General features: G+C 59.1%; 14 protein-coding genes and 1 pseudogene. 7 read left to right on the top strand and 8 right to left on the bottom strand.

Annotated elements, in window-relative coordinates:
• Positions 1–27: 27 nt before the first annotated feature.
• Positions 28–207 (bottom strand): type II toxin-antitoxin system RelE/ParE family toxin, encoded by a 180-nt coding sequence (locus tag C1N69_RS17485; RefSeq protein ID WP_072049135.1) that lies wholly within the window; start codon positions 205–207, stop codon positions 28–30.
• A 168-nt stretch (positions 208–375) separates the two neighbouring features.
• On the bottom strand, positions 376–813 hold the full coding sequence (locus tag C1N69_RS17480) for a hypothetical protein (RefSeq protein WP_059386396.1): 438 nt from the start codon (positions 811–813) through the stop codon (positions 376–378).
• A gap of 490 nt (positions 814–1,303) precedes the next feature.
• Here C1N69_RS17480 and C1N69_RS17470 point away from each other — a divergent pair, with 490 nt between their 5' ends.
• Positions 1,304–1,753, top strand: a complete 450-nt coding sequence (locus tag C1N69_RS17470) for an STM2901 family protein (protein WP_059386397.1) — start codon at positions 1,304–1,306, stop codon at positions 1,751–1,753.
• Positions 1,747–2,073, top strand: coding sequence for a DUF1493 family protein (locus tag C1N69_RS17465; RefSeq protein ID WP_059386398.1), 327 nt, complete (start codon positions 1,747–1,749; stop codon positions 2,071–2,073). The genes C1N69_RS17470 and C1N69_RS17465 overlap by 7 nt, the downstream gene beginning before the upstream one ends.
• A 92-nt stretch (positions 2,074–2,165) precedes the next feature.
• Here C1N69_RS17465 and C1N69_RS17460 read toward each other — a convergent pair whose 3' ends face one another.
• From C1N69_RS17460 to C1N69_RS17445, 4 genes are all read right to left on the bottom strand, one after another.
• Positions 2,166–3,335: a beta-barrel domain-containing protein gene (locus C1N69_RS17460; protein ID WP_088244439.1), complete on the bottom strand. Its 1,170-nt coding sequence runs from the start codon at positions 3,333–3,335 to the stop codon at positions 2,166–2,168.
• A gap of 10 nt (positions 3,336–3,345) precedes the next feature.
• Complete coding sequence (locus tag C1N69_RS17455) at positions 3,346–5,538, bottom strand: type I secretion system permease/ATPase (RefSeq protein ID WP_047959295.1); 2,193 nt, start codon at positions 5,536–5,538, stop codon at positions 3,346–3,348.
• Complete coding sequence (locus C1N69_RS17450; RefSeq protein WP_047959294.1) at positions 5,535–6,938, bottom strand: TolC family outer membrane protein; 1,404 nt, start codon at positions 6,936–6,938, stop codon at positions 5,535–5,537. Before C1N69_RS17450 ends, C1N69_RS17455 begins: the two co-directional genes overlap by 4 nt.
• 81 nt (positions 6,939–7,019) lie before the next feature.
• Entirely contained in the window at positions 7,020–18,182 is an 11,163-nt protein-coding gene (locus C1N69_RS17445) for a BapA/Bap/LapF family large adhesin (RefSeq protein WP_155031616.1), read from the bottom strand.
• A 763-nt stretch (positions 18,183–18,945) separates the two neighbouring features.
• Between C1N69_RS17445 and C1N69_RS17440 the strand changes: the two genes are divergently transcribed.
• Genes C1N69_RS17440 through C1N69_RS17430 form a run of 3 tightly spaced genes read left to right on the top strand, consistent with a single transcriptional unit; the run spans position 18,946 to position 20,799 of the window.
• A complete protein-coding gene (locus C1N69_RS17440) occupies positions 18,946–19,473 on the top strand; it encodes a tetratricopeptide repeat protein (protein ID WP_155031615.1) in 528 nt (175 codons plus the stop codon).
• A gap of 7 nt (positions 19,474–19,480) precedes the next feature.
• A complete protein-coding gene (locus C1N69_RS17435) occupies positions 19,481–20,011 on the top strand; it encodes an RNA polymerase sigma factor (protein ID WP_155031614.1) in 531 nt (176 codons plus the stop codon).
• Positions 20,008–20,799: an anti-sigma factor family protein gene (locus C1N69_RS17430; RefSeq protein WP_155031613.1), complete on the top strand. Its 792-nt coding sequence runs from the start codon at positions 20,008–20,010 to the stop codon at positions 20,797–20,799. Before C1N69_RS17435 ends, C1N69_RS17430 begins: the two co-directional genes overlap by 4 nt.
• Here C1N69_RS17430 and C1N69_RS17425 read toward each other — a convergent pair.
• Positions 20,791–21,348 carry a YceI family protein gene (locus C1N69_RS17425; RefSeq protein ID WP_155031612.1) on the bottom strand — a complete coding sequence of 186 codons (558 nt, stop codon included), beginning with the start codon at positions 21,346–21,348 and terminating at the stop codon, positions 20,791–20,793. The genes C1N69_RS17430 and C1N69_RS17425 overlap by 9 nt on opposite strands.
• 157 nt (positions 21,349–21,505) lie before the next feature.
• Positions 21,506–21,862: a hypothetical protein gene (locus C1N69_RS17420; RefSeq protein WP_155031611.1), complete on the bottom strand. Its 357-nt coding sequence runs from the start codon at positions 21,860–21,862 to the stop codon at positions 21,506–21,508.
• A gap of 407 nt (positions 21,863–22,269) precedes the next feature.
• Between C1N69_RS17420 and C1N69_RS17415 the strand changes: the two genes are divergently transcribed.
• Together C1N69_RS17415 and C1N69_RS17410 are read left to right on the top strand one after the other, a co-directional pair.
• Positions 22,270–22,578 (top strand): hypothetical protein, encoded by a 309-nt coding sequence (locus C1N69_RS17415; RefSeq protein ID WP_155031610.1) that lies wholly within the window; start codon positions 22,270–22,272, stop codon positions 22,576–22,578.
• Positions 22,579–22,687: 109 nt separating this feature from the next.
• Positions 22,688–22,946: pseudogene (locus tag C1N69_RS17410) on the top strand (nucleotidyltransferase domain-containing protein); the annotation flags it as partial.
• Between the last annotated feature and the right edge of the window lie 97 nt (positions 22,947–23,043).

The raw sequence follows: 23,043 nt of genomic DNA, 5'->3' as shown, positions 1-23,043 counted from the left end.
GTAGAGATCGTCTGCTTTACCCGCAGTTCAGCGAAAAACGAGCCTGTATTGTTTGTTGACCCGGATTGAAAAATAGCCTTTCAACGGAGGATTCAATGCTTCATACATGTTACCCGGTGGCGATCGCAAATCCCGGTGCGAGGTTGCTACATGAATGATAATGCACCCTTGCACTGTGCGCAGGTGTATTTTGTCTGCAGGAAATATTACCCGAGTGGTGGCTGAAAGGAGGCGGGATGTATGACTAAGAGTAAATTCTCCGAGGTGGATTCCACTTCGGCTGGCATGCGGCTTAATGCCCGGCGGCGCTACGCTTGCACGGGCCTACGGGAATGTAGGCCGGGTAAGGCGAAGCCGTCACCCGGCAATCCAGACTCAACCCAGCAACGCGACGCCAGCTTCCGTTCTCAGCCAGCGCGGGGCGGTGAGCTGGTCGGCAAAGTAGCCCGTCAGCTCAAAGAGTAAATCCCCCATCACACGGGCAGATTCAGGTGAGAGCACGCCTGCTATCAGCAGTTGTGTAATTTCCTCACAGTAGCGGCAGAGTTGATCGGACTCGGCGTGGAATGCAGGTTCAGGTTCAGGAAACACATCGACGGTAAGAGGTTCCTCTAAGTGCTCAGGGATTGGCTCCAGCAGCATCGGGCGGAGCAGGGCGAGAGTTGAGGCAAGACGACCGCAGAGCGCTATTTTTCTTGCAGGATCGGTCTCTTCCACCAGCGCTTCGCAATAGCGTTGGGAGTTGTCGGCAAGTTCGGTGAAGTCGGTATTGTGGTCGAAAGGGGTCGTGAAAAGTGTGTTACTGGTGGTCATATGACAGTTTCCATTAAGTGATTAAGACACTGCCAGAGAAATGCCAATTTCCCGGGTGGCAGGACTGAACGGAGTTGGCATTACCGGCCTTAATGGACACCGGCGCGTCTTGCGACGCCCCCGTCCAGCCCACCATTGGAATGTAGCCAGACGCACGGCGCAACAAGCGCTTACGCCGCCATTAAGTTTAACCGGGATGCCAATCCCGACGCCAGATTTTGCTGGCGTGGGAGAAACATACGCCCGTTAAATCCTAAGCAAAAGAGAGTTTGAAAGAAGAAGTAACATTCTGCGAGGCTGCTTCAGAAAAAAGGATAATAAATAACGTGTTTCATTAATAATTGTTCAAATCAATAAATCATTATCTGTTGTCGTATGTGTAAATTACGCCGGGGAGAAATTAGGAATTTATAAAGATCGCTTTTATCAACATATCAGCTGAAGTGGCGTAAGGTATATGTGATTAATAAATACTGATATGAAGGCATGTATGGATACGGTCGAGGAACTCAATGGGACATATTTCTATAAAGGAATTTGCAATATATCGGCTGGTGAATTATTTTTCTGGATTCTATTAGATGTGATCGAAGAGCAGTTTGGCGGTATAGAGGATGCTGTAATGATGAGTTGTATCATTTTAGGATTACCGCTATTAAAGACCAGAAATAAACCCTACGGAACGACAGCAGGCACCTCGATAGCTTCAAAGTATTTGCGTCAATATCTCAACGTAGCATTACCAGTAAGATTACCGACGTTAACAGAAGCGAGCATTACCACCTTAAAACCGAAGTATGTTACAAATCTGGGAGCCTTTGTTGGCAGAAGCCTGCCAGTGCTCGGCTGGACATTGGTTGCCAGCGATTTGGCTCAAATATGCTATAAAACACTTATAAAATACAACACGATTGCACATAAGAAAGATCGCATATGGTAAATGAACAAGACGTTTTAACATTTTTCCGGAATGAGTTACCGGTGCTGGGAACGTTCACCGGAAAACTTATTCCCTTGCAGTTAGATGATATCCTGCAGGATTATACAGAAGATGATGATCTGGCTTTTTGTATGGATAAATTCAGTATTCAGTTCCATGTTGATATCACGCGGATGAATTACAACGCTTACTACCCCTGGTTTCGCACATGGTTTTTCAGGAAGTGGTTTACTAATAAACCCGTAAAACAGATTTCAAAGCCGTTAACCGTCAGGATGTTTGCCGAATCCGCAAAGGCTGGCAGGTGGTTATATGATTAATAAAGTGATGAATGAAGGCCGTACCGGTTCATTAACGACCAAAATCGCCAAAGGGACGAGGGGAAGGGCGGCCAAACCCTTCCCCACAATTCTCACCGCTCCCTCAGCGCCTCTTTCGCCCGGTTAAACGGTTTAATCATGTAATCCAGCACCGTTTTCTCACCAGTCTTGATATCCACCGTCGCAATCATCCCAGGCACAATCGAGAAGCGCCTGCCCGCCTTATTCACCAGATAATCCTGGCTGGTTCGGATAAACACCCGGTAATAGAACACCTCCGGCTTGGCTTCGTCCTGGATGGTGTCCGGGGAAATGGTCTCGACCACGCCGTGCAGCCCGCCGTAAATGGCGTAGTCGTAGGCCGTGATCTTCACCAGCGCTTCCTGGTTTGGATGGATAAACGCGATGTCCCGCGGCGAGAGGCGGGTTTCGATCAGCAGATGGTCGTCCACCGGCACAATTTCCATCAGCTCGCCGTTGGGCGGGATCACGCCGCCGATGGTGGTGACCTTGATGTTTTTCACGATCCCGCGCACCGGGGATTTCACCGTCAGCCGCGTGACGGAATCCTGACGACCTTTCAGAACCGCCGCGACCATATCGACTTCCGCATTGGCTTTGGAAAGCGCCTCGCGCGCCTGCACGTAATACTGCGAACGCACGTCGGTGAGCTTCAGCTCCAGATCACTTTTCTGCCGCTGCAGGCGCAGCACCTCCACGTGGCTGGCGGCACCGGTTTTCACCAGCCGCTGGGTGATGGCCAGCTCTTTATTGGCGAGATCGAGCGCGGCGCGCAGCTCCCGCTGGGTATCCTCCAGCTGCGCACGTCGCGAGTTGTAGAGCCGCGTTTCGTCGGCAATCAGATCCGGCCATTTCGCCAGCGAAGGAGGAAACTTCAGCGGCAGATCGTTCACTTCGGCATACAGGCGGGCGCTGGAAGCCAGAGACGCGCGGTAGCGCGCCGCGCTTTCGCCGACGTTCGACTCGGAACGGGTAGGATCAAGGCGCGCCAGCACCTGCCCGGCCTGCACCTGATCGCCCTCGTGGACATTCAGCTCGGTGAGGATCCCGCCGTCAAGCGACTGTAATACCTGCTCGCGCGAGCTGGGGATCACCTTGCCGGAGCCGGTGGATACCTCGTCCAGCACGCCAAACCACGCCCAGACCCCCAGCACCACAAACATCAGCAACGAAAAGATCACGATCCGACGCGCGCCGGTGTAGCCGCTTTCGGAGTCGAGGGCGTTATCCAGATCGTCCATTGCCGCAACGTCACGCTGACTGATTTTCATTTTTCCACTCCCTTGCGGCGGCTGCCTGCTGTTGTTGCATGCGACTGTTGTTCAGCGCCTGCGCTTTCGGGGCATCCATCACCAGCATGCCATCCTTGAGCACCACCACCCGCTCGACCAGCTCCAGCACCGGTACGCGATGGGTGGCGACGATCAGGGTGCGGTTGCCGAGCCAGTCGCCCAACCGCTGGATAAACTCCCGCTCGGTGTGCTCGTCCAGCGACGCGGTGGGTTCATCCATCAGCACGATATTCGGGTCGCGCAGCAGCATGCGCGCCAGCAGAATCGACTGGCGCTGCCCGCCGGAGAGTCCCACGCCGTTTTCCATGATCGGGTAGTCGAGCCCCTTCGGCAGCTTCTGAACAAAGCCCGCCGCGCCGGTCAGCTCCAGCGCCTCGAAAATCTCTTCGTCGGTGGCGCGCGGCATGCCGAGGGTGATGTTTTCACGCAGGGTGCCGTAAAACAGCCGCGCGTTCTGGGTCATAAAGCCGACGTTGCGTCGCACGTCGGCGACGTCGAGATGCGGCAGGCTGAAGTTGTCGAGCCGCAGTTCGCCGGCCGCCAGATCCATTCCGCCCGCCATCGCCTGCAGCAGGGTCGATTTCCCGGCGCCGTTGCGCCCGAGGATCGCCACTTTTTCGCCCGGTTTGATCTCCAGACGGTTGATGCGCAGCGCCATGCGCGGATCCTCCGGGTGATAGCGGAACTGCGCCTGTTCAAAGAGATAGTGCCCGCGCAGCACGTCCTGACGGATCGGCGTCTCTTCGCGCTGGTTCTCGGTGGGAAGCTGCATGATACTGTCCAGCCCCTCTTTTGCCGCTTTGACCTGCTGCCAGCGGGCCAGCACGCCGCACAGCGTCGCCATGGGGGCAATCATCCGCGAGGCCAGCATTGAGGCGGCCACCACCGAACCGGTGGTCAGGGTGCCGTCGATCACCATCGGTGCGCCGACCACGATCACGGCAGCGTAAACCAGGCTCTGGATAGTCATCCCCCAGCTGATCAGGTTCTGCGTCAGCTCGCGGGTGCGCAGGCCGGATTCCGCGGTGATCTGGATATAGCTGTTCCACTGCTGCAAAAAGCGGTTTTCCGCCTGCATCAGCTTGATGTCTTCCAGCCCCTGCACGCTCTCCACCAGCACCGCGTTGCGCAGGGTCGATTCATGTGCCGACTGCTTCGCCAGCGCCGCCAGCTTCTTCTGCAGCAGCAGACCGGGCAAAACCATGATCACCGCGGCAACCGGCGCGATCCACGCCAGCTGCGGGGCGATGATCGCCAGCACGACAACAAACAGCAGGAAGAAGGGCAGATCGACAATGGTGGAGATGGTGGAGGAGGTCACCATCTCGCGGATCTGCTCCAGCTCGCGCAGCTGCGAGATAAAGCTGCCGGTGGAGCGCGGAATCGCGCTGTTGCGCAGCCGCAGGGCGTGGCCGAATACGCGGTCCGAGACGCGCAGATCTGAGCGCTTGCCCAGCAGATCCATAATGTGCCCGCGCGCCACGCGCAGCACGAAGCCAAACAGGGTGGCAATGAGTACCCCGATGGTCAGGACGTAGAGCGTCGGATAGGACTGGGCGGGGATCACCCGGTCGTATACCTGCATGGAAAAGACAATCCCCGAAAGCGACAGCACGTTGATAAACAGCGCGGCGAGCATCACCCAGCTGTAGGGACGCAGGTCGCGCATTACCAGCCGGTAGAGCCAGTCCGGACGGTATTTCGAGATATAGGCGTCCACCCGGCTGTCCTTCAGCGCTGCCAGTGGACGCAGGGCGATAACGTGACGGATGGCGGGCAACATCCCCGTCATCGACAGCCGGTTGGTGTAGGTCTGGTCGTCGAAAAAGCTGACCTCCAGCGTATCGTCGCCGTCGAAGTGTTCGATTACCCCGATCCTGCCGTCGTTCAGCGCCACGACTACCGGCAGACGCCAGCTGTTGAGCGACGCCTTATCGGCTGTGAGCAGCTGAAACGACAGCCCCGCCTCACGGGCAAGCTGAGTAAGAGCGGGTACCATCGGTTTGCCTTTCAGCCACGGCGCGCCTGCCAGCAGGGCGCCTGGGGAGCAGGCGACGCGGTAGCGCGTGGCGACAAAGCCAAAAGCCTGCGCCCACTGGACCAGAGCCTCATCCGTCATGTTTTCACCTTGCGGAATCTCACGCTGCTTCATGGCTGGATCTCCACGGTCTGGATGGTGCGGTTATCAAGGTCAAACGCATGACGCAGCTGCCCGGTGTTGTAGAGGCAGTTGAGCTGCAGCTGGTGCAGCTGGCCGAGGGTCTGCTGCTGGGTGAAACGTGCCTGATAGACCTCCTGCTCGGCGTTGAGCACGTCGAGCAGCGGGCGTGAGCCCAGGTCAAGATACTGCTGCTGGTACAGCTCGCGGGTGCGGGCGCTGAGCGCCTCCTGGCGGCCCTGAATCTGCAGGGTACTGAGCAGGCTCATCACCTGGCTGCGCGCCTCCAGCAGCTTCTGGCGTACCTCGAGCCGGGTGCGCTGGATGGTGGACTGCGCCGCTTCCACCGCGTGTCCGGCGGCGTTACGCCGGGCGGTGAGGCCGCCGCCCTGATAGAGCGGCATCTGCACTTTCACCCACGCAGAGTACTGGGTGCGATCCCGCGTTTCGTTTCCCGCGTAGCGGTCGTTGAGGTAATGGCGCACCTCCGGCTCCAGCGAGACGGTGGGCGTCATCTGCGCGTCAGCATAGTCAAGGTTGGCCTGGGCGACGTTCGCCTGCGCCCATGCCGCTAACACCGCTGGCACCAGACGATCGTCCGGCTCGGCGACGTCGCAGCTGCGGGCCAGCTTTTGTGGAAAATCGTTTCCTACCTCGTTCAGTGAATTCCAGCCGAGAAAACTCATCAGCGTGGCGCGGGCGCTGTCCAGACTGGCCTGGTACTGCATCAACTGGGCGCGGGCCCCTTCGATGCGGGCATCGGTCTGTACCACGTCAGAAAGCGAAGTCGCCCCTTCGTCGTTACGCTGGCGGGTCAGCTTGCCAATCGAGGAGAGGGCGTCGAGCTGCTCTTTGGCGGTGTCGACCATCTGTTGCCAGGTTTGCACCTGCACCATAGCGATGGCGGTATCATGGGCGATGGTGTCGATGCTCACCAGCACGTTCGCCTGCTGCTGGGCCACTCCGGCGCTTTCGGCACGCACCTGGCTTGCCACTTTGCCGAAGTCATACAGCATCTGGGAGAGAGAAAGAACCAGCGACGGGGTAAAGCCGTTATCGTCGCCGTCATGGCTGTAGCCGTTGTCCATTCCGGCATTAATCTGTGGATAGTATTTTGATTTCGCGACGTCCACCTCTTCGCTCTGCTGGTAGAGTTTTCCCACCGCTTCGCTAATCGCCGGGTGCCAGGTCACGGCGCGGTTAACGGCGTCGCTCAGCTGCAGCGTGCCGGGGGCGGCATTGCCCGCGACAGGCGCCACGCGGCCATTCAGTGAGGGGAGTTCCTGCGTTTCGCGAAGTTGTCCGGTATTGATGGTTGCCGCCGGGTTCGCGCAGAGAGCGGGTACAGAGATCAGGCAGCACGAAAGCCACCAGTAAGGCATCTTCATTCCCATGTCATGTCCCTAATAAAATAAGTACAGCTTTATTGTTTATGCCCGGGCGCTGTGCGCCCGGGTCAGGTACTACAGGTGCTATCAGGTAACGATGTGGTGCTGGTTGACTAACTCGTCGTAGGTGGTCTGAACGCCATCAAGCGTAACGAGTGCACTATTAGCGTAGGTGGTTCCTGTCCCATCACGGTCGATGGAGATCACGGTATTGCCATTACTATTAGTAACATGGAGATAATTACCGAGCGTTGAGGCGCTACCGTTCCAGCCCACCAGCAGATCGCCGATGTCGATTTTGTCCCCCTGCGCCAGCGAGAAGTTGGTCCAGTGATCGCCGGTGCTGTTCCCCGCCGTGGCGTTGCCTGCGGTGCTGTTCAGCACCTGGTAAATCAGCGTATCGCCGTAGGCCGTACCGGTTATGACGTCGTTATGTTCAGAGCTGATGAACTGCGGCGCCATATTGATGGTCAGCGTGGCGCTGTCCGTTTTCCCGTTGGCATCGGTCAGGGTGTAGGTGAAGGTCTCCTTCGAGGTGATGGATGAGAGCGACACCCCGGTATTGAGGGTGTAGGTGTAGTGGCCGTCCGCGCCAATCGCCAGCGTGCCGTAATGGCCCACCACGTTCACCGTGGTGCTGCCGGTATACGGATCCAGCGTGGTGGTTACGCCGTTGTACCCGGTAATGCTTACGCGGGTGTCCACCGAGTGCAGCTGATCCATCGCCCCGGCGGAATCCGTGCCGTCGAAGATGTTGCCGTCAACCGTGTGGCCACTGGTTGAATCGAACTGGGTCAACGAGTAGGTGGTGCCGTTGACGCTCGGGGTAATGGTGATGGTGCCCACGCTCAGCCCCGGTACGCTGCCGGTATAGCTCAGCGTATAGGTCCCGGCGCTCAGGTCCAGCCCAGTCAGCGGAACGTCGATACTGCCGCCGAGCAGCGAACCGCCGCTGAAGGAGCCGTTACGGATCACCCCGTTGGCGTCGCTGATCGCCCAGTTCACCGTCAGACCGCCCAGCGCCAGCAGCGAGGAGACGCTAAAGTGCAGCGACGCGTTATGCAGCGCGGTGTTTGGATCCACCACAAAGGTGCCGCTTCCACTGCCCTGGGTGGACGATAACAGCGCCGTCGTCCACTGGGCGCTGCCCACGGTGGTATCGGAGTAGGTCGACGTGTGGTGTACCGAGGTCACGTCCATCGCGGCGCTGACGTCGTTAACCGCATCCATCGCCCGCGCGGTTGGGGTGATGTTAAGCGTCGCCGTATCCTTCGACCCGTCTGGCGCGGTGATGGTGTAGACAAACGTATCCGGGGTGCTGATATGGTCCGCGCCCATGCCGCTCTTCAGGGTATAGGTGTACTGACCGGACGAATCGATGGTCAGCGTGCCGTATTCCCCCTGAATGGTGGTGGTGCCACTGCTGTTGACCGCCACGCCGTTCACTTCCGAGACCACCGTCCCTGCCGGAACCGGGTCATTGGTCAGCACGTCGCCCGTGGTTGTCTCGCTGATACTCGCCACGCTGTAGACATGATCCTGCAGAACGCTCAGCGTATAGCCCGTCAGCGCGGTGATCCCCGCCGCGGTATTGAGCAGGAACAGATACTCCCCGGCAGGCAGGTTCAGCGTCAGCTGAGGTGACGTGCCGCCCAGCAGCGGGGCGCGCAGCCAGCCCGATTCAACGCGAACCTGCTCGAAGGTCTGGGTGGCGTTGTTGAACTTATAGACGTACAGATCGAATACCGACGCCAGCGCCACGCCGCCGACGGAGGCCTGGATGGTCATGGTGCGGGTGGTGCCTTCCTCCACGTTGTAGATGATCGGGTTGGTCATGTCGTCCAGCAGGTTCAGCCCGAGCGTGTTGCCGAGATTGATCCCCACCAGAGTAAAGCCGCTTTGCGACGAGGTACCGTTGTCGATGGCGTGTACGCTGGTGTCGAAGGTCAGGGAAGCCGTATCATCAACGGCGACAATGCCGTTCGTTACGCTGCCCGCGCCGAGCGACAGCACGAGGTTTGCCGACGCGCTGATGCCGTTATGGGTAATGGTGTAGGTGAAGCTCTCCGTGCGGCCTATCACCGCGGCGCTGGTGTCGGTGAGGTTGTAGGTGTAGCTGCCGTCGCGGTTAATGGTCAGCGTACCGTACTGCCCCTGTACGACCGTGCCGTCAGCGTTCACGCTGGTGGTGACCCCCAGCGCGTTGGTGACGGCGGAGACCGTCGTGCCTGCCGGGGCGTTGTCGCTCCCCGCGGTGGGGTCGGTATCGAGGATCACGTTGCCGTTCAGGCTGGTGTCGCCGGTGACGGTGCCCGCGCTGGTCTCTTTCACCGCCACGTCGAGGCTGGTGTACGAGCCGGTGGCCAGCAGGTTGGTGTTATAGCTCAGCACGCGATAGTCACCGTTCGCCAGCCCGGTGAGGTTCAGCGATACGCCGGTGGCCCCCAGGGTTAGCAGGTCGGCGAACTGCGGCTGGCCGGTATCGACCACCGTGGTCCAGGTGCCATTGACGGTATCGAAACGCTGTACCACCAGCTCAAGGGTGTTGAGCAGAGAGAGCACGGCGCCGGTGGCGTTGGCATTCACCACGATGTCGGCACTGCCGCCGCTGCCTACCGTGAAGTCCACCTGAGCGGTGTCATTCCCCAGCAGCGTCAGGACATTGCCCACCGCACCCACCAGCAGGAAGCCGTAATCGCTGTACTGGCTGTTAGTGACGGTGGCGGTGGTGCTGAGATCCAGCTCTTCGACGTTATTGCTGGCGGAGAGCGGCACCACCGGCGCGAGGGCTGAACCCGGCTGCGAGGTATTCCCCGCGGCATCGGTGGCGGTGATCTGCAGCGTCTGGCCTTCCGTCTGCTTGTTGAGGAAGGTGTAGCTGTAGGTCCCGTTGCTTCCCGCGGTGGTGGTCACCGTGGTGCCGTCAGCAAGACGGATGGAGACAGTGCTGCCGGCCTCCGCGTTGCCGGTCAACACGCTGCCGTCGGCGTTGAAGGTGCCCGTCGGCGCCGTTGGGGCGGTGAGATCGACGATCACGGTGGTCGCGCCGGAGACCGGGCTGGTACCGGCGCTGTTACTCGCGGTGGCGGTAAAGGCGTGAGCACCTTCACCTAACGCCGGAGTGGTGAAGCTCCAGTTGCCCGAACCGTCGGCTACCACGGTGCCCATCGACACGCCGTTGTTATACAGCGTGACGGTGGAGCCCGCCAGGGCCGTCCCGCTCAGGGTTGGCGTGGTGTCATCAGTGGTTTTGCCGTTGGTCAGATTGCCGGTCACGGTGCCCACGTTATCGTTGATGCTGGCGATAACCGGTGCGTTCGGGATCGGCGTAACAGGCGCGGTGACCGAGGCGCTGAGGCTGGCGTTACCGGCCTTGTCGGTGGCGTAGACCAGCAGGGATTCACCGTCGGTCTGTGCCGGGGAGATGGTCGCGTTAAAGTTGCCGCTGCCGTCCGCCGTTGCGGTACCGAGCACCGTGCCGGTGCTGCTGGTGATGGTGACGGTACTGCCCGCTTCGGCGGTACCGGTCACGTGCGTCCCGTTGGTGATGACCGCAAGGCTGCCCGGTGCACCAGGCGCGGTCAGATCCACCGTAATGGTGGTAGGGGCCGATGCCACGCTGGTGTTGCCCGCTGCATCCGTGGCGGTGGCGGTAAAGGTATGCGAGCCTTCCGCCAGTGTGGTGGTGGTTTGCGGCAGCGTCCAGTTGCCGTTGGCATCGGCGGTGACCGTGCCAACCAGGGTAGCACCGTCGTAGATGCGCACGGTGGCATTGGCTTCCGCGGTACCGTTCAGCGTTGGACGCGCGTCGTTGGTTGGGTTGCCGCCGGTTATCGGTCCGGTGATGCTGCCCACATCATCCACGACCGAGCTGATGACCGGCGCCGCTGGCGCGGTGGCATCGACGTTGATCACATACCCGGTGGTGGGAGTGCTGGCGTTGCCGGCCGCATCCGTGGCGGTGAAGGTCAGGCTGTGCTGGCCGTTCGCGAGCGGTGTGGTTGGCGTAAAGCTCCACGCCCCGCCGGTGGCGGTCACGCTGCCAATCTGCACGCCGTTATCGAAGATTTTCACCGTCGCGCCCGCTTCCGCCGTACCGGTCAGGGTCGGCTGCGCATCGTTGGTTAATCCGCCGTTGGCGATCGGCGTGGCGGCATTACCGACGTCATCCACAATGCTGCTCAGCGAAGGCTGCGCAGGCGGTGTGGTGTCGATAGTCAGGCTGAAGGTCGCTGACGGAACGCTGGTATTGCCTGCCGCATCCGTCGCGCGGGCCGTGAAGCTGTGCGCGCCCGTCGCCAGGGTGGTGTTAAGCAGAATACTCCAGCTTCCGCTGGCATCCGCGGTGCCGGTTCCCACAAGTGTTGCACCTTCATAGATATTGACGGTGGCAAACGGCTCGCTGGTTCCGACAAGGCGCGGCACGGTGTCGTCGGTGGTCTGCCCGGAGCTGAGTGCGCCGGTGATACTGCCCACATCGTCAATCGCCTGGCTGATAACCGGCGCGCTTGGCGGGGTTGTATCCACCACCAGGGTGAAGCCAGAGGAGGCCGGGCTGACGTTGCCCGCCGCATCGGTGGCCGTGGCGGTCCAGGTGTGGCTGCCATTCGCCAGCGGTGTGGACGGCGTAAAGCTCCATGCGCCGCTGCCGTTCGCCGTAGCGGTGCCGACCGGCTGACCATTCTCGTAAATCGTAATGGTGGCATTGGCCGCCGCCGTGCCCGTCAGCGTTGGCGTGGTGTCATCGGTGCTCTGGCCGGAGGTGAGCGGGGCCTGCACGCTGCCGGCATTGTCCGCCGCGGTGGAGATCACCGGTGCTGACGGCGCGACAGTGTCCACCGTCAGGTTAAACGGTGCCGTGGTGGCGCCCGTGTTGCCTGCTGCGTCGGTGGCGTTGAAGGTGATGGCGTGCGCCCCCTCGCCGAGCGCGGTGCCCGGAGTAAACGTCCAGTTCCCCTGAGCGTTGACCACCGCGGTGCCAATTTCGCTACCGTCCACAATGATATGCACCGTGGAACCGACTTCGCCCGTGCCGTTGAAGGTTGGACGCGCGTCGTTGGTGCTGTTGCCCGACGTGAGCGTACCGGTCACCGGGCCGACATCGTCAATCACGCTGGTGATCCCCGGTGCGGAAGGGCCCGTAGTATCGACCGTGAAGACGAAGACCGGCGAGTTGGTGGAGACGTTACCGGCGGCATCGCTGGCGTTGATGCGGATGTTATAGCTGCCATCCCCCAGCGCCGGGTTAGGGGTAAAGCTCCAGTTGCCGTTACTGTCTACCGGGGCGGTGCCAATTTCCACGCCGTTGTTCAGAATGTGGATGGTGCTGCCCGCGGTACCTCTCCCGGTGAGGGTTGGCGTAGCGTCATTGGTGACCTGGCCGGTCGTGAGATTCCCGACAATTCCGCCCGCCGCGTTGTCGCTGACGGTATCAAGCACAGGAACCCCGGGAGCCGTCAGGTCGACCACCACGCCCCAGGTATTGGAGACCTGGCTGACGTTACCCTGCGGATCGGTGGCGATAGCGGTAAAGCTGTGCAGCCCTTCACCGAGGGCGGTTTCAGGGGTAAACGACCATGCGCCGGTGCCATCCGCGGTGACCACCGCAATCTGTGTGCCGCCATCGAAGATCGTCACGACGCTGTTCGCATCTGCCGTACCGGTAATCGTTGGCGTCGCGTCGTTAGTCGGATCGCCGCTGACCACGGTGGTGGGGGCGTTGCCGACATTATCGGTGACGTTGGTGATCACCGGTGTGGTGGAGAGCGTATCAACCACGATGGTAAAGCCCGTCGAATCTCCGCTCTGGTTTCCGGCCGGATCGGTCTCGCGGATGGTCAGGACGTTATTACCCTCAGCCAGCACAGGCGTCGTGTAACTCCAGGTGCCCGTGCTGCCAACCTGCGTGGTCCCCAGCAGCACGCCGTTGCTGTAAACGGAGATGGTATCGCCCACCGCGCCGGTGCCGGTAAGGGTAGGCTGGTTGTCGTTGGTGGCCTGGCCGTTGGTCAATGGGCCGGTGCCCGGCGCGACATCATCAATCACCGCGCCTATGGTTGGGGTGTCTGGGGCGGTGAGGTCGATGGTCACCGTGGCGGCCGGGGAACGGCCACTGGTAAAGGGGAGGACCGTGGTGGTCGCTTCAAAGAAGTGATCGCCTGCGCTCAGCGGTACGAGCAGCTGATAGCTCCATGTGCCGCCTGACCCCGCCGTAATTGTGGCCAGCGGGATCAAACTGCCGTCCAGGTAGAGCGTGACGAGACTGCCGGCAGGGGCCGTTCCGCTGATGACCGGGACGGTATCGTCCGAGGTTTTACCCAGTACGTTGCCCGTTACGTCCCCGATATTGTCAGTGATGTCGGTGATGATCGGTACATCCGGCAGGCCCGGCAACGTACCGGTGACGGTATAGCTCGCGCCGGGGCTGCCATTGCCTGCCTCATCGGTGGCGATCACGGTCAGCGTTTTACCGTCCTGCTGGGCCGGGCTGAGTGCGATGGAGAAGCTGCCGTCAGCGGCGGCGACACCGGTACCAATGACCACATTACCGTCTTTTACGGTGATGGTGGCACCTTCTTCCGCCGTACCAGTCAGTGGCGTGCCCTGCGCGGCCACGTTGATATTTATCGGGTCTGCCGGCGCGACGGTATCCACCGTTACGCTAAGCGGTGCAGAACTGCCGGAGGCGTTACCTGCCGGGTCAACCGCAGAGACGGTAAAGGTGTGGGGGGTATCCGACAGCGTACTGCCCGCGGTCCAGCTCCAGCTGCCATCCGGCTGTACCGTCACCACTACAGGTGATGGTACGCCGTCCACGGAGACGATCACCGTACTGTTCGGTTCGCCTGTACCGGTGAGGGTTGGCGTGCTGTCGCGGGTGTAAAGCGTGCCGTTTGCGAACTGGCTGTCTGAGATCGCGTTAATCTGCGGTATTTCAGGCGCAACGGTATCCAGCGTGACGGTAAAGACCGGGCTGGTGGCGCTGACGTTACCCGCCGCGTCAACGCCCGCCACGGTGATGTTCAGCGGACCGTCGGTCTGGGCCGGCAGGGTGAAGGACCATTCGCCATTGGTTACGTCGACACGTCCCACCTCGGCGCCGTTGTTATAGACGATCACCTTCTCGCCGTTGACGCCGGTTCCGCCGACGGTAGGCGTGGCGTCCGTGATCGTACTGCCATTTGCTCCGCCGCCGACGGCACCAATGACCGGAACGTCCGGTGCCACGGTATCAACGGTAATCGTAATGCCGGGTGAGGTGGCCGAAACGTTGCCCGCCTCATCTGTCGCTGTGGCGGTAAACTGGTGGCTTCCCTCGTCAATATCGCTCTCAGGACGCCAGCTCCAGTTGCCATTGCTGTCTACGGTGACGCGACCCACTTCGGTGGCAGGCTGATTATTAATGCTGTCATAAATAATAATCACGTCGTTTGCCGTACCGGTGCCGCTGAGTACCGGACGCGGATCGTTCGTGGTTTCGCCATCGGCAACCGGGCCGGTTATCTGGCTCACGCTGTCGGTCACGGTAGGGGCATCAGGCGTGGCCGGTGCGTCGGTATCAATGGTGATGGTCACCGGCTGGGACGGGGCGCTTTCATTGCCCGCGCCATCCTTGTTGGTGACGGTGAGGGTGATGTCATAGGTGCCGTTATCCAGCGGGGTCGTTGGCGTCCAGCTCCAGTTGCCGTCGCTGCCTACCGGGACCTCATCAACTTTGACGCCGCCGATATAGATAGCGACGGTATCACCCGCCTCTCCGGTGCCGCTCAGCGTTGGGGTGGTATCGCGGGTCACTTCTCCCGGGTTCAGCTGCGTTGGCGTTGTGTCATCCGGATTAACGGTGACGGCCGGGGTGTCCGGCGTGGCAGGCGCGACGGTGTCTACCACCAGGTCGAACGGATCGGAGACGGTGGTGTTCCCGGCGGCATCCGTGGCATGGACGGTGATCGAATGCGGGCCTTCAGTGAGCGGAGTCGTTGGTGTAAAGCTCCAGCCGCCATTGCCGTCGAGGTCAGCGGTACCGAGCAGGGTATCGCCGTCATAGATGGTGATGATGGTACCCGCTGGCGCGCTGCCCTGCAGCTGCGGCAGGGTGTCATCCGTGGTATCGCCACTGCTGAGCGGGCCCTGCACGTCGCCCACGCTATCGGTCACGGTGGCGATGGTCGCGGCAGGCGGCGGCGTGATATCGACTGTAAAGGTAAAGCCGCCGGAAGGTGAACTGCTGTTACCTGCCGCATCGGTCGCGACGACGGTTAAGGTATGTGGGCCATTGTTAATCGGGGTGGCGGGGGTAAAGCTCCATGCGCCGTTGCTGTCGGCGACCGCCGTGCCAATGCTGTTACCGTCCAGACGAATGGTGACCGTCGCGCCTGGTTCGGCGGTGCCGTTGAGCGTCGGGGTCGGGTCGTTGGTGGTTTCACCCACGTCAAGCGCACCGGTGCGGCCTTCAACATTGTCCACCACCTGCGTGATGACCGGCGTGCCAGGGGCGACGCTGTCGACCGTAATACTCCAGGTGTTAGAGGTTCCACTGGCGTTGCCTGCCGCGTCGATGGCCGTCGCGCTCAGTACGTGGCCGCCTTCATGCAGATGTACGCTTGGGGTAAAGCTCCACTGACCGGAATCCGGAATGATAAATGTGCCGATTTGATCGCTGCCGCTGTAGATATAGATCCGCGTGCCCGCCTCGCCGGTGCCGCTGATGGTTGGCGTTGCATCGTTGGTCAGCCCGCCCTGAGCGATGGTGCCCGTGGTGCCCGGGACGTCATCGACAACCGAGACAATCACCGGGGTTTGCGCCGGGGTAATGTCCGGCGCGAGAGCTGGCGTGGTTGGCCCGGTATTACCGGCAGGGTCGGTTGCGTCTGCGGTCAGGGCTTCACCGTTGGCTTTTGGCGGATTCAGCGTCACGCTAAAGTTGCCCTGGTCGTCGGTAACGGCCTGACCCACGATGACATCCCCCTGGCGAATGGTCACGGTGCTGCCCGCTTCGGCAGTCCCGGTAACGGTGGTGCCATCGCCGGAGACCACCACGTTGTCCGGTGCCAGAGGAGGAGTGTTATCGGGTGCCGTGGCCGTGTTCGGCAGGCTGGCATTGCCGGCGCCGTCGGTCGCGATGACGGTCAGCACCTCACCGTTGGTCTGGGCCGGGCTGATCGGCGTGCTGAAGGTGCCATCATCATTGGCGGTGGTTGTGCCGATAACCGTGCCGTCCGGCCCTTTAATGGTGACGGTGCTGCCAGCTTCCGCCGTGCCGCTGACGCTTTGCCCGTCCTCCGAGACCTGCAGGTTACCAGGTGCCTGAGGCGGCGTGGTGTCTGTGGCGGTGACGGTGGCGGCCGGGCTCTGGTTACCTGCTGCGTCGGAGGCCACGACAGAGATCTCCTGGCCGTTGGTTTGCGCAGGCGTCAGCGTGGCAACGAAATTACCGTTACCGTCTGTCGTCGTGCGGCCGATCTCAACGCCGTCGCTGTTGGTGATCACAATGGTGCTGTTAGGCTCGGCGGTGCCGGTGATCTGCGTGCCCTCAGGGTTAAGGGCAATGACAGGCATGGCTGGCGGAGTGGTATCCACAATGAAGGTGATCGGCTGCGACATCGCGCTGGTGTTACCGGCCGCGTCGGTGACCTGTACGGTGATCGAGTGGGCCCCCTCTGCAAGCGGGCTGTCTGGCTTGATGCTCCAGGTGCCGTCAGGCTGGACCTTAATTGTGCCCACCAGTACGCCATTATCGTAGAGGGAGATGGTCCCGCCGGGCTCGCCTCGCCCTGCCAGAATCGGTTGAGAGGCATCGGTGAACAGGCCAGAGGTAATCGCCCCTTTAATGAGGCCCGTATCATCGTTCAGCACAATCGCAGTCGGGGTGCCTGGCGCGGTGAGATCGACAGTAATGGTGTAGACCGGGGACGCCGGACCGGTGTTACCGGCGGCGTCCGTTGCCCGGACGGTAAGCTGATGCGTGCTTTCGCTGAGATCCACCGGCGGAGTGAAGGTCCAGACGCCGTTGCTGCCGGTAACCGCCGTGCCAATGGCGACAGAGCCATCATAAATGGTCACCGTGGAGCCCGCTTCTGCGGTGCCGCTGAGTTGTGGTCGCCGATCGTTGGTGCTGCCGCCGTTACTGATTGATCCGGTCACCGGATCGACATCATCCGTTGCGCTGGTGATAACAGGTGCGCCTGGCGCGACCGTATCCACGATAAAGTTCACGGCACCGGATGCCGGGCTGGTATTGCCTGCCGCGTCGGTGGCGGTGGTGGTGATGGTGTGGCTGCCGTTGGCGAGATCGCTGGTGGGGGTAAAGCTCCAGCTCCCTTTGGCATCTACTTTGGTGGTGCCAATCTGCTTGCCGTTATCGTAAAGGGTGATGGTGCTGCCGGGCTCGCCGATGCCGCTGAAGGTCGGGCGGGCATCATCAGTACGCTGGCCGTTTTCCAGCGGGCCAGCCGTGGCGCCCGCATCGTCGTTCACGATCAGGATATCCGGGGCATCCGGCGCGGTGGTGTCCGGGGCGGTCACCGTCGTGCCCGGGCTGGTATTTCCCGACGGATCCGTTGCGGTGGCGGTGATCTGTTCGCCGTTGGTCAGCGGTGTTCCCAGGTCGACGGTGAATTTACCATCGCTGCCGGTTTTGCCGGTGCCGATCACGTTGCCGTTGGCGTCTTTCAGCGTGATGGTGCTGCCAGGTTCGGCGCTACCGGTGACGGTTTTACCGTCCGCAGAGAACTGAAGGCCGGTTGGGGCATTCGGCGGCGTGGTATCCGGATCGGAAGGGTTTGTCGGCGTGCCGGGGTTCGAGTTGTTGTCATCGTCACCTCCACCACCACCGCCTCCGGTGCTTGCCGCCGCCGCGATGCCGCCCGCGGCGACAATGCCACCCAGTACCCACGGCCAGATGGCGGCACCACCGGCATCACTGCCTGACGCCGCAAGCAGGACGTCTGTAGAGGCAATGGATTCATAGGTGGCCGCACCGGCGGGATCCTGGACCCACCACAGCACCCCTTCACTGTCCTGCAGAACCAGCTGGCTCGCCCCCTGCGCATCGGTGACGTAGAAATTTTTAAGGGTAATCACCTCGCCGGAGTGGAGCGTGATCACCAGATCGTTACCGCTGCGGGCGAAATCGGCCACATTAGCTCGCTCAACCTTAAGCTCAACGATAGAGGAATGGTTCAGGGTTACCTGAGTGCCTTCCGTGGTGGTTTCCACACCGGTAAGTTTCGATATAACAGAGATTTGGCTCATTTATTTTTGACTCCAGCAGCGTTGTCGTGAACGGCGAGCGAGATGAGCCATCTGCGTGAAGGGTAAAGCGCGCTCCCGGCGGAGTGGCTGTTATAAAGCAGCACTCACCGTTATTTTTAGGGCGCACGATGCCCGCCAGGATTCAGAGTGGCAACATCAGAGCGAATCTAATGACATATGAAAGCGATCAGTTTTAATTCGTGTTTTGCGTCGTATAAAACCCTGTAATTAATAGAGGAATTGGTTTTTGAGGATATAAAAATGATATAGCCAGAAAACTCTGAATCTGCAACTTAAGCGTTGGGAAATAACGAGGTAAAAATCAAAGGTGTATTAATGCATTCATGTTGTTTATAAAATCACTTATCTATCTTTATGTTTTTAAACATCTTTGTGTGAAGGCCAGGCGCTGTTTAATCCTGTTTTGATGTAGTGTGATAATTGGTAGGGAGGCGGGTTAAAAATAATTAAAAACGGTACTATTTAATCGTGCTTAATGTGCATTTAAGTTAGGGTAACATTTTTGATATAAGATATATTATATCACTTGAAAAATGAAATATATTCTTATGCCCGGTTGAATTTCTGCTATCACGCGAAACGAATAACGTTAAGAAGACACAATGAATATAACCTGATTCATTTTCACTGCGCGATAACGTCAGCCTGATGTTAAGACCGTAAAAAAATTCACCGGAAAATGAATAAAAATCATCAGTCGGGCGTTTACTGATGTCACTCTCTTCTGACTCAGGAGCTAAATATGAACACCACCTCGTTTCGTCTTGTCCCGCTGCTGATTTTTTCCCTGCTGTCTCCGCTGGCGCTGGCCATGGGCGATAATAGTACCGAGAGCAAAACGCCTGACTGTCCGTCCGGACAGGTGTATGACAGCGCCACGCAGAAATGCGTGCCGGACAAGAGCAGCAGCCTCAGCGACCAGGATAAAATCAACTATGCGTACCATCTCGCGAAAAAAGGAGAGTACCAGGCGGCGCTGAACCTGCTGGATTCCCTGAAAAACGGCAACACGGCAGAAGCGTGGAACTATCGCGGGTATGCCACCCGTAAGCTTGGCCGCACGGATGAAGGGATTGGTTACTACCAGCGTGCGCTGGCTATCGCCCCGGATTATGCCAAAGCCCGGGAATACCTCGGTGAAGCGTGGATGGTGAAAGGACGGCCTGACCTCGCGAAAGAACAACTGAAGGTGATTGCCGGTATTTGTGGCCACTCCTGCGAGGAGTACCGTGACCTGCAGGCCGCCATCAACGGACATCCGGAATCCTGATTTTCTCGTGGAGGGAAAACCCATCGCTAGCCGTGAGGTTCGTCAACAGCTTGCCGCACACCTGCCGCGCCTCTGGCGCTATGGGCTGGTGTTGTCGCGAAACCGGGATATCGCCGAAGAGCTGGTTCAGTCCACCTGCGTGCGCGCGCTTGAAAGATGCAGCCAGTATACGCCGGGTACACGCATCGACAGGTGGCTGTTCGCGATCCTGCACTCCATCTGGATCTCTGAGCTTCGGGCACGGCACGTTCGTCAGGGGCAGGGGTTTGTCGCCAGCGACGAGCTTCTGGCACCGGACACCCGTGAGCAGGCTGAGACGCACCTGCATTACCTGAAGGTGATGCAGCGCGTTAACGCGCTGCCTGAAGCCCAGCGCAACACGGTATTTTTGGTTTATGTCGAAGGCTTTACCTACCAGGAGGCGGCGGACACCCTGGCGGTGCCAGTCGGTACCGTGATGAGCCGGCTGGCCACGGCACGGGCAACGCTTGCCAGATCCGCCGATGTATTGCCTCCGGTAAAGGAGAAACGCTCTTGAACTCGCATCGTTTTACACCGCCCTATAACGACGAAGCTATCGTGGCATGGATAGATGGCGAGATGTGCCGCGCCGACGCGCAGCAGTTTGAACAACAGTTGAAGCGTGACGAACGCCTCTCCGGGCGAACCGCCGAGCTGATGAAAAGCAGCGAGGATTACGCCGGGGCGTTTGCCTCTCTGCTGGACGACGCGCCTTTGGCAGAGATGGAGGCGCGTCTGGCGGCACTTCCCGACCCGCAGGCCTCCACGCCGCCCGGCGTCAGCAGGCGGGCGTTGATTGCCGCCTCGGTCAGTTTTTTGCTGGTGGGTTCCGGACTCGGGTATCTGCTGCGTCCTGCTTCCGCCCCTGACGATGAGAACGCCCATATCCGCGACCTCGAAGCACAATATATGTCCCTGTACAGCGTGGAGACCCTGCTGGATATGGACAGCGCAGCGCCGGTCCTGCAGCGCGGGCTGGAACGGGCCGCGCAGGATATCGGTATAAAACTGCAGATGGCGCAGCTTACCCTGCAGGGAGCAGAGCTGAAAATGGTGCGGATGCTGCGCTATGAAACCACCTCGATCGCGCAGGTTGCGTGGATCAACGCCGACTACGGCCCGATGGCGCTCTGTATCTCTCCTGTCGATGAGAAGACAACGGCCTCTTTGCGTCAGGAGCAGCGGCACACTATGAACCTGGCGTGGTGGCAGGATGCGGGCTACCAGTTTGTCCTGATTGGCCGCAACCCGTCGTCTCACCTGCGGGAAAACGCGGAACAGCTGCAGCGCGCGATCTCAGGATGACGGCACCGTGTTCGTCTGTATCGCAATGGCGATGGCAATCCGATCGTCAACGACCAGCGCAAATTTATCCATCCCGTAGGACGCGCGAGATATCGCGGTGGTGGCATCCAGCGTGAGGGCCTGCGCATGCGGGTCTTTCACCACCGCCTCCAGGATCACCGGGCGGGCGATGTTACGTACGGTCAGCGTGCCGAACACCCTGAACCGCCCGGCGCCCTGGGCGACCACCCGGGAGCTGATGAACTCGATAGTCGGATAGTGCTCAGCATCAAAAAACATATCGCTTTTCAGCTGCCAGGTGAGCAGCTTGTTTGAGGCCACCAGGGTTGCCACGGGTATGGTGACGTGGATATGGTCGTCGAGGTCGTTTTCCGGATTGAGCGTTACGGCACCCGTCACGCCGCTGAATGTCGCCCAGGAAAGAATACCGCCAAAGGCATGCCACGAAAGCCGAATGGCGGTGTTTTCGGTGTCGATAAGGTAGCTTGTCGGGGCAGCTAACGCCCACGGGCAAACCAGAATCAGCAATATCACCAGGCGTCGTAGCATCTCAGGATCTCAGTCAGGGGGGCTGGGAGTAAACGCGTCACCCCCGGGATCTATTCGATTTTTTTGCGTTATCAGAGGCGTCTTGTGAGTAGTGTAGACGTTGGGAAGCAAAGCGGCAGGGAATAAAAAAGGCCGCGTGGGCGGCCTTTCGGAGGGGTTACTCAGTGACTTTCTTTTCCAGCTCGCTGGCACCTTCTTTGGTTTTGTTCCAGCCTTTCTCAGCGCCTTCTTTGGTGGCATCCCACCCTTTCTCGGTGCCTTCTTTGGTTTTATGCCAGGCTTTCTGGGAATCTTCGCTGACCTTGCTGCCAAAGCTCTCGCTTTTACCTTCCGCAGCGTGTTTCTGCTTCAGCTTCAGCTCTTCACCTTTGTTCTGCTCTTCATGCAGTTTTTGCTTCGCCTCGTTGGCGTTTGCGTTCGCCGCCGCGACGGTATCGTCAGTTGCATGTGTGGTCGTAGCAAATACTGGAGAAGCCAGCAGAACGGCAGATAATGCGATAATTGTTTTTTTCATAATATCCTCATTTAACGTTATCGGTTATGAGCGTGATTCAGCCTGGCACAGACGAAACGGGATGGCTTTAGGAAAAAACTGTAATGAGATCAATGTGCCGTGATGAGCGGTATTTCTCTTGAGGATTATCCAAAGGATAAAACGCCTGTTTCAATGAGGGCGGCAAGGGTCAGGAGAATGAAGAGAATGACGACGATGGGTCTGTACATGGTGAGGTTCCTTCCGGGTTTGGCGGCTAATCCGTAGCGCTGGGTGGTGTGGATTTTTTATTCTCCACAGGGGAAGGGGAGGTGTCGTTGATGTTGGTCAAAGGGATGGGGAGAGCAATATAAAGTACTGGTCAATTGGTCGGTTTTTTTTGTAAAGGTAACGGTATACTGGCTTTGATTAGAGGGAGGAGGAATGGTATGGCAATAACGGAAGAAACGTTGCTTAGATCGGGTTTCACCGAAGAAGAGCTGCAAAAGCTAAAACGCTATGTGGATACACAAAATATCACATTGGATATTTTGCTTCCGGCACTATCAAACCGTTTTAAAGGTACTTTCATCCTTTCAATCGTACTCACGGTTCTGTTCATCCTGGCGGTGTGCTTCGCTTCCCGCGAAAATATCATTTCATCAGGTGTTGCTGTACTCTTTATCTTTGGGATCTTTTGTTGGATGACTCCCCTCAAATTAACGTATAAAGCCTGGCGTTTAATAAGAGTGAATTAGCCCTCTGTTCATTTAATGAAAAATGACTGTTCCTTCAAAAATATCTGGCCTGAATATAAATCACTCGATATTCTGTAATGCTTTGTCTTTTTTGTGAACAGGAAAAAGTATGCTTAGTACATTACCCGAGTTACACAGAAGTTTTGCAGAGCAACTCAGGCTTACATTTCAGGCTGATTCGCGGATCCACTCCCTTCTCGCTGGCGGCTCGCTTGTTCATGGCGCAGCGCTTTGCGCTCGCCGGAACACTGGGCCATCTGCTCCATGCTTTCACCGGGGAACATGTCGGAGAGCCTCGTCTGCTTATCTGCCTGTTGGGCGGTGCTTGCCATGCTGAAAGCCAGAACGTGACCCTGAAAGGTATCACTCTGGTTCGCCCCCGCGTTCAGATGACGTTTGCGAAAAAATGGTCGTCTGAATTTCGGTTGTGACACTCTGGCGGAATGCTTAGATTCATTTTCAATC

This window comes from Enterobacter sichuanensis, assembly GCF_009036245.1.
In the GTDB taxonomy this organism is placed as follows: domain Bacteria; phylum Pseudomonadota; class Gammaproteobacteria; order Enterobacterales; family Enterobacteriaceae; genus Enterobacter; species Enterobacter sichuanensis.
The sequence above is the reverse complement of the archived record's forward strand: the minus strand, read 5'-3'. Positions and strand labels throughout refer to the sequence as shown.